This is a genomic window from Pelistega suis (genome assembly GCF_013133795.1).
Lineage (GTDB): Bacteria > Pseudomonadota > Gammaproteobacteria > Burkholderiales > Burkholderiaceae_B > Taylorella > Taylorella suis.
On the sequence record NZ_JABGBN010000014.1, the window covers coordinates 1 to 5,606 of the forward strand.

Annotated in this window: 2 tRNA genes and 3 rRNA genes; all 5 read left to right on the forward strand. The window is 49.8% G+C overall.

Annotated elements, in window-relative coordinates:
* The first annotated feature begins 201 nt into the window (after nt 1–201).
* The 5 genes from HKX39_RS10440 (at nt 202) to rrf (ending at nt 5,549) form a co-directional block, all read left to right on the forward strand.
* Nucleotides 202–1,738, forward strand: a 16S ribosomal RNA gene (locus HKX39_RS10440).
* Between the two features lie 78 nt (nt 1,739–1,816).
* Nucleotides 1,817–1,893 (forward strand) — tRNA-Ile (locus HKX39_RS10445).
* A gap of 5 nt (nt 1,894–1,898) precedes the next feature.
* Nucleotides 1,899–1,974 (forward strand) — tRNA-Ala (locus HKX39_RS10450).
* A gap of 445 nt (nt 1,975–2,419) precedes the next feature.
* Nucleotides 2,420–5,291, forward strand: a 23S ribosomal RNA gene (locus HKX39_RS10455).
* Between the two features lie 145 nt (nt 5,292–5,436).
* Nucleotides 5,437–5,549 (forward strand): 5S ribosomal RNA (gene rrf / locus HKX39_RS10460).
* Together the 16S, 23S and 5S rRNA genes with 2 tRNA genes alongside form the textbook arrangement of a ribosomal RNA operon.
* Nucleotides 5,550–5,606: the final 57 nt, after the last annotated feature.

A 5,606-nucleotide genomic window follows, 5' to 3' on the forward strand; every position in this document is an offset into this window, starting at 1 on the left:
AAATTCGATTTTGTTCTTTAACAACTAACAGCCGATAAGTGTGGGCGCTTGGAATGAGAGGCGTCATCCTATCACGGGATGAGCTAAAAATATTATTTTAAGTGCTTACACTACATACAGAAATAAGGTTTTTTTCAAAACGTTATTTCTTTGAGTATAAGCAGCGATAGTATCTTCGGATACTACAATTAAACAGGAATTGAACTGAAGAGTTTGATCCTGGCTCAGATTGAACGCTAGCGGGATGCCTTACACATGCAAGTCGAACGGCAGCAACAGAGAGCTTGCTCTCTGGTTGGCGAGTGGCGAACGGGTGAGTAATGTATCGGAACGTGCCCAGTAGCGGGGGATAACTACGCGAAAGCGTAGCTAATACCGCATACGCCCTACGGGGGAAAGGGGGGGATCGCAAGACCTCTCACTATTGGAGCGGCCGATATCGGATTAGCTAGTTGGTGAGGTAACGGCTCACCAAGGCGACGATCCGTAGCTGGTTTGAGAGGACGACCAGCCACACTGGGACTGAGACACGGCCCAGACTCCTACGGGAGGCAGCAGTGGGGAATTTTGGACAATGGGGGAAACCCTGATCCAGCCATCCCGCGTGTGCGATGAAGGCCTTCGGGTTGTAAAGCACTTTTGTCAGGGAAGAAAAGTTCGTGGTTAATACCCATGGACGCTGACGGTACCTGAAGAATAAGCACCGGCTAACTACGTGCCAGCAGCCGCGGTAATACGTAGGGTGCAAGCGTTAATCGGAATTACTGGGCGTAAAGCGTGCGCAGGCGGTTCGGAAAGAAAGATGTGAAATCCCAGGGCTCAACCTTGGAACTGCATTTTTAACTCCCGAACTAGAGTATGTCAGAGGGGGGTAGAATTCCACGTGTAGCAGTGAAATGCGTAGAGATGTGGAGGAATACCGATGGCGAAGGCAGCCCCCTGGGATAATACTGACGCTCATGCACGAAAGCGTGGGGAGCAAACAGGATTAGATACCCTGGTAGTCCACGCCCTAAACGATGTCAACTAGCTGTTGGGTCCTTCGGGACTTAGTAGCGCAGCTAACGCGTGAAGTTGACCGCCTGGGGAGTACGGTCGCAAGATTAAAACTCAAAGGAATTGACGGGGACCCGCACAAGCGGTGGATGATGTGGATTAATTCGATGCAACGCGAAAAACCTTACCTACCCTTGACATGTTCGGAATGCTAAAGAGATTTGGCAGTGCTCGCAAGAGAACCGAAACACAGGTGCTGCATGGCTGTCGTCAGCTCGTGTCGTGAGATGTTGGGTTAAGTCCCGCAACGAGCGCAACCCTTGTCATTAGTTGCTACGCAAGAGCACTCTAATGAGACTGCCGGTGATAAACCGGAGGAAGGTGGGGATGACGTCAAGTCCTCATGGCCCTTATGGGTAGGGCTTCACACGTCATACAATGGTCGGGACAGAGGGTTGCCAAACCGCGAGGTGGAGCTAATCTCATAAACCCGATCGTAGTCCGGATTGCAGGCTGCAACTCGCCTGCATGAAGTCGGAATCGCTAGTAATCGCGGATCAGCATGTCGCGGTGAATACGTTCCCGGGTCTTGTACACACCGCCCGTCACACCATGGGAGTGGGTTTTACCAGAAGTAGTTAGCCTAACCGCAAGGAGGGCGACTACCACGGTAGGATTCATGACTGGGGTGAAGTCGTAACAAGGTAGCCGTAGCGGAAGCTGCGGCTGGATCACCTCCTTTAAGAGCATTACGCCTCAAAGCGAAAGCGTCCACGCTTATCGGTTGTTAATATCATCACAAAGATACACAGCTAGAAACGGGTCAGTAGCTCAGTCGGTTAGAGCACCGTCTTGATAAGGCGGGGGTCGCTGGTTCGATTCCAGCTTGACCCACCAAGATTGGGGGATTAGCTTAGTTGGTAGAGCGCCTGCTTTGCAAGCAGGAGGTCATCGGTTCGATCCCGTTATCCTCCACCATTACCTAGGCTGTCAGTATCGTAAGATGAATTAACAAACACCAAGTTTTATCGTTATCTTCAGAGAAGATAATGTAAAAAAATACCTTGTAGTAGTTCATATTAACTGCTATAATGGAAGGCTGTTCTTTAACAATTTGGAAGAAGCACAACAAGTAATTCAAATGCGTAACATCCACTCTTTCAGGAAGAGTAATGTTGCAAATTTATTTATGGGTTGTGATTGCATTATTATTTTGAAGTTCTCAACGTATATCGAAAGATATGAATAAACATTGATGAACGGCATAAAACACGCAAACTCAAGCATAGGGCAACAATGCGTGCAACCAGCACGATAAAAGGCATTGATTGTCCTGGTGATAGCGATATCACCGAAGATAAAGTTAACTTAATACCTAACGTATCGTTGTTACGCTTGTCGTAATGAGCCGATAAAGTTATAGGATCAAGTAACTAAGTGCACATGGTGGATGCCTTGGCGATCACAGGCGATGAAGGACGTTATAGCTTGCGATAAGCTGCGGGGAGCTAGCAAATAAGCTTTGATCCGCAGATTTCCGAATGGGGAAACCCACTGTTTTTAACAGTATCACTCACTGAATACATAGGTGAGTCGAAGCGAACCGAGTGAACTGAAACATCTAAGTAACTCGAGGAAAAGAAATCAACCGAGATTCCGAAAGTAGTGGCGAGCGAAATCGGACCAGCCTTGACGAGATAGCAGTGTGTGCAGTCGAACGTGATGGAAAGCACGGCCATAGCAGGTGATAGCCCTGTAGACGAAACGCACACTGTGGTACTAAGCGTCGAATAAGTAGAGCGGGACACGTGAAATCCTGTTTGAAGATGGGGGGACCATCCTCCAAGGCTAAATACTCGTGATCGACCGATAGTGAACCAGTACCGTGAGGGAAAGGCGAAAAGAACCCCGGGAGGGGAGTGAAATAGATCCTGAAACCGTGTGCATACAAACAGTCGGAGCCTCTTTATGGGGTGACGGCGTACCTTTTGTATAATGGGTCAGCGACTTACATTCAGTGGCAAGCTTAACCGAATAGGGAAGGCGTAGCGAAAGCGAGTCCGAATAGGGCGTCTTAGTCGCTGGGTGTAGACCCGAAACCAGATGATCTATCCATGGCCAGGTTGAAGGTACCGTAACAGGTACTGGAGGACCGAACCCACTAATGTTGAAAAATTAGGGGATGAGCTGTGGATAGGGGTGAAAGGCTAAACAAATCTGGAAATAGCTGGTTCTCTCCGAAAACTATTTAGGTAGTGCCTCAAGTATTACTGTCGGGGGTAGAGCACTGTTATGGCTAGGGGGTCATGGCGACTTACCAAACCATGGCAAACTCCGAATACCGACAAGTACAGCTTGGGAGACAGAGCACTGGGTGCTAACGTCCAGACTCAAGAGGGAAACAACCCAGACCGCCAGCTAAGGTCCCTAAAATTGGCTAAGTGGGAAACGAAGTGGGAAGGCATAGACAGTCAGGAGGTTGGCTTAGAAGCAGCCACCCTTTAAAGAAAGCGTAATAGCTCACTGATCGAGTCGTCCTGCGCGGAAGATGTAACGGGGCTAAGCCAGTTACCGAAGCTGCGGGTGCACAGTTTACTGTGCGCGGTAGGAGAGCGTTCTGTAAGCCTGTGAAGGTGGCTTGTAAAGGCTGCTGGAGGTATCAGAAGTGCGAATGCTGACATGAGTAGCGATAAAGGGAGTGAAAAGCTCCCTCGCCGTAAGTCCAAGGTTTCCTGCGCAACGTTCATCGGCGCAGGGTGAGTCGGCCCCTAAGGCGAGGCAGAGATGCGTAGCTGATGGGAAGCTGGTTAATATTCCAGCACCGGCATTAAATGCGATGGGGGGACGGATTGCGAAATGTGATCGGGTGATTGGTTGTACCCGTTGTTGGTTCCAAGATGGCTGTTAGGCAAATCCGGCAGCATGATTCAAGGAATTGACCCGAAGCGGATTTATCCGCGAAGTCACAGGCAGTGGTCCCAAGAAAAGCCTCTAAGCTCTAGTTTAATGACGACCGTACCGCAAACCGACACAGGTGGACGGGATGAATATTCCAAGGCGCTTGAGAGAACTCAGGAGAAGGAACTCGGCAAATTGATACCGTAACTTCGGGAGAAGGTATGCCTTTGTAGCGTGTCAAAGCGCGAAGAGGCCGCAGAGAATCGGTGGCTGCGACTGTTTATTAAAAACACAGCACTCTGCAAACACGAAAGTGGACGTATAGGGTGTGACGCCTGCCCGGTGCTGGAAGGTTAAGTGATGGGGTGCAAGCTCTTGATCGAAGCCCCAGTAAACGGCGGCCGTAACTATAACGGTCCTAAGGTAGCGAAATTCCTTGTCGGGTAAGTTCCGACCTGCACGAATGGCGTAACGATGGCCACACTGTCTCCTCCTGAGACTCAGCGAAGTTGAAGTGTTTGTGATGATGCAATCTCCCCGCGGCTAGACGGAAAGACCCCATGAACCTTTACTGTAGCTTTACATTGGATTGTGAACCGGCCTGTGTAGGATAGGTGGGAGGCGCTGAAAGCAGGACGCTAGTTTTGCTGGAGCCGTCCTTGAAATACCACCCTGGTTTGTTTGCGGTTCTAACCTAGACCCGTTATCCGGGTTGGGGACAGTGTATGGTGGGCAGTTTGACTGGGGCGGTCTCCTCCCAAAGTGTAACGGAGGAGTTCGAAGGTACGCTAGGTACGGTCGGAAATCGTGCTGATAGTGCATTGGCATAAGCGTGCTTGACTGTGAGACTGACAAGTCGAACAGGTGCGAAAGCAGGACAAAGTGATCCGGTGGTTCTGAATGGAAGGGCCATCGCTCAACGGATAAAAGGTACTCTGGGGATAACAGGCTGATACCGCCCAAGAGTTCATATCGACGGCGGTGTTTGGCACCTCGATGTCGGCTCATCTCATCCTGGGGCTGTAGCCGGTCCCAAGGGTATGGCTGTTCGCCATTTAAAGAGGTACGTGAGCTGGGTTTAAAACGTCGTGAGACAGTTTGGTCCCTATCTGCCGTGGGCGTTGGATACTTGACGGAGGCTGCTCCTAGTACGAGAGGACCGGAGTGGACGTACCGCTGGTGTATCGGTTGTCATGCCAATGGCATTGCCGAGTAGCTAAGTACGGAAGAGATAACCGCTGAAGGCATCTAAGCGGGAAACTCGTCTGAAGATAAGGTATCCCGGGAATTCATTTCCCCTAAAGGGTCGTTCGAGACCAGGACGTTGATAGGCTGGGTGTGGAAGTGCAGTAATGCATGTAGCTAACCAGTACTAATTGCCCGTGAGGCTTGATCCTATAACTTTATCGGTTGATTACCCATCAACCCCTTAGAGTGTAGCGTGATACGCCACAATTTAATACCCCCTCAATCTCAACCCCAACATTTGAACAAAACACTGTGCTTCTTCCAAAGGGCTAAAGACAAGCCAACAAGTTTACGCTTGACGACCATAGCAAGGTGGTACCACTCCTTCCCATCCCGAACAGGACAGTGAAACGCCTTTGCGCCGATGATAGTGGGTGGACACCTGTGAAAGTAGGGCATCGTCAAGCTAATTACATCAAAAACCTCTCTAGATAATCCCTAGAGAGGTTTTTTTATTGCCTATC